Genomic DNA, 2,739 nt, shown 5'->3' on the forward strand with positions numbered 1-2,739 from the left:
GCGGCAACGACGCGTTCGTCCACATCTCCGCCGTCGAGCGCGCGGGCATGGTCACCCTGAACCAGAATCAGCGCGTCGGCTACGAACTGGAAGAGGATCGCCGCGGCAAGATGAGCGCGGTCAACCTTCAGCCCGCCGAATAAGCGGCGCGGCGGGGGCGTGCCATTCCGGCACGTCCCCGCTATGCTGTCGTATCCTCCTCGAACAAGGCCGGCCCATGCGCGACAGCGACACCTTCACCACCCATGCCAGCCGCTGCCGCCAGGAGGCGGACGACGCGATCCTCGACAACGTCCGCGACCGCGCGCTGCGCGCCGAGGCCGCCTGGACCGCGATGGCCACCCGCAGCCGCAAGACCGAGGCGATGCGCGATGCCCGCGAGGCCCGCGAGACGGTGGCTGCGATCGTGCCGGTCGCGGCGGAGTAGTCCACCCGAGGCGCGGACTTCACGCCTCTATCGCCCCGATGCCCGACTGCCTTTGCGCAAGGTAGATGGCGCCTGGGCTCGCTGCCTGCTTCTTTTTTGATGTTTTTGCTCGCCTCCCGACGCAGGCCGGGGTCCCGATGCGAATGCCTCGATACCGGGCCCCGTCCTCCACTTGGGAGGGTAGGTAAGCGCTATATCCAAATCGGCTGGATCAGGCCTTAGAGCGGTTTGCGATCAGCCCGGGGCAGCCGAGGCCGGTCCAGTGGTGAAGCCGGTCGCGTTGGTCGCCTTTCTCCCACCGCGTCATCCCCGCGCAGGCGGGATCCAAGCCCGACCCAGGCGGGCCGAGATGCTGTGTTCGGATCGCGCGGATCAGCTTGGCTCTCCGCCTTCGCGGGGCGACGGAACAGGAGCGGTCGGACGAGCCGGACTGGTCACAACCGGCACTAGTCAATACGGCAGGACAGGCTTCAGCGCGACCGGATCGGGCGCTAGACCGACCGCATGACCGCGGGCACGATCATCGGCTGGGCACTGCTCGCCCTCGCAACGGCTGGGATCGGCTATGGCATCCACGCGCTGATCGCCGTTGGCCGTTTCGCCCGCCGCGCGCCCGCGCCGCCGGCCGCCGCCGAGCCCGTCACGCTGCTGAAGCCGCTCCATGGGCCGGAGCCGCGCCTGGCCGACAACCTCGCCACCTTCCTCGCGCAGGACTGGCCCGCCTCCGTCCAGATGGTCGCGGGCGTGGCGGACGCTGCCGACCCCGCGATCGCCGTCGCCACCGCGCTGCCGCAGGGGCCTTGGCGGGCTGTCACCCCGGTGGTCGATGCGACCGCGCACGGCGCCAACGCCAAGATCGGCAACCTCGTCAACATGCTCCCCGCCGCCGAACACGACCTGCTCGTGCTCAGCGACAGCGACATGAGCGTCGCACCGGATTACCTCGCCCGCGTCGCCGCCGCGCTGGCGCAGCCCGGCGTGGGCGCGGTCACCTGCCTCTATCGCGGCCGTGGCGATGCGGGGGGCTGGTCGACGCTGGCGGCGGCGGCCGTCTCGTACGGGTTCCTGCCCAGCGTTGTCGTCAGCCTGTCGCTGGGCGACGCGCGGGTGTGCATGGGTTCGACGATCGCACTCCGGCGGGAGACGCTCGCCGCGATCGGCGGCTTGCGCCCCTTCGCCGACGTGCTGGCGGACGATCATGCGCTCGGTGCGGCGGTTCGCGCGACGGGGCTGACGGTGGCTGTCCCGCCCATGCTGCTCGTCCACGCCTCGACCGAGCCGAGCCTCGCCGCGCTGCTGCGCCAAGAACTGCGCTGGGCGGCGACGGTGCGCGATGTCGTGTCGAGACCGGAATATGCGGGCCTGCTGCTCACCCAGCCGGTCGCACCCGCGCTGCTCGCCTGTCTGGTCCTGCCCCGCGCCGGTCTCGCCGCGCTCGCCGCCGCGCTGCTCGTCCGCCTGCTGCTGTGGCGGCGGGTCGATCGCTGGGCGGAGGCGCGCACCGCGCCGCTCTGGATGCTGCCTGCCCGCGACCTGCTGTCGTTCGGCGTCTTCCTCGCATCGTTCGCCGTCCGCAGGGTGGATTGGCGCGGCGCGCGGCTTACGTTAACGCAGCGGGGCCGCATCGCCCCCGGCTCGGAGCTTCCCCAATGACCCTGCGCACGCTGTTCCTCCAGGCGCCGTCGTTCGACGGCTATGACGGTGGCGCCGGCGCACGCTACCAGATGAAGCGCGAGGTCCGCTCCTTCTGGTATCCCACCTGGCTCGCCCAGCCCGCGGCGATGGTGGCGGGCAGCCGCCTGATCGACGCGCCCGCGCACGACCAGAGCTGGGAGGACATCGCGCACGAGGTCGACGGCAAGGAGCTGGTAGTCCTCCACACCTCTACGCCCAGCTTCAACCAGGACATCCGCACCGCCGCGCTGATCAAGGCGCGCAACCCGCAGGCGCTGATCGGCTTCGTCGGCGCCAAGGTCGCGGTCGAGCCGGACAAGAGCCTTGCCGCCACCCCCGATGTCGATTTCGTCGCGCGCGAGGAATATGATTTCACGATCCTGGAGATTGCCGAGGGCAAGCCGCTCGCCGAGGTCGACGGCATTACCTGGCGCGCGCCGGACGGGTCGTTCGTCCGCAACCGCGACCGCGCGATGATCGAGGACATGGACGCGCTGCCGATGGTTTCGCCCGTCTACAAGCGCGATCTGACGATCGAGAAATATTTCGGCGGCTATCTGCGCCACCCCTATGTGTCGTTCTACACCGGCCGCGGCTGCAAGAGCCGCTGCACCTTCTGCCTGTGGCCGCAGACGATC

The 2,739-nt window shown here is 70.3% G+C and carries 3 protein-coding genes and 1 pseudogene; all 4 read left to right on the forward strand.

The window, feature by feature from the left end; all coding sequences use genetic code 11:
• Nucleotides 1-143: cold-shock protein (locus tag ACFE64_RS15530; protein ID WP_375393359.1), on the forward strand; the 143-nt coding region annotated here is incomplete at its 5' end.
• Between the two features lie 74 nt (nucleotides 144-217).
• Entirely contained in the window at nucleotides 218-427 is a 210-nt protein-coding gene (locus ACFE64_RS15535) for a hypothetical protein (protein ID WP_375393357.1), read from the forward strand.
• A gap of 504 nt (nucleotides 428-931) precedes the next feature.
• Nucleotides 932-2,080: a bacteriohopanetetrol glucosamine biosynthesis glycosyltransferase HpnI gene (hpnI, locus tag ACFE64_RS15540; RefSeq protein WP_375393358.1), complete on the forward strand. Its 1,149-nt coding sequence runs from the start codon at nucleotides 932-934 to the stop codon at nucleotides 2,078-2,080.
• A pseudogene (locus ACFE64_RS15545) lies at nucleotides 2,077-2,739 on the forward strand (hopanoid biosynthesis associated radical SAM protein HpnJ); the annotation flags it as partial. The gene hpnI and the pseudogene ACFE64_RS15545, both read left to right, overlap by 4 nt.

The organism is uncultured Sphingomonas sp. (assembly GCF_964250165.1).
Lineage (GTDB): Bacteria > Pseudomonadota > Alphaproteobacteria > Sphingomonadales > Sphingomonadaceae > Sphingomonas.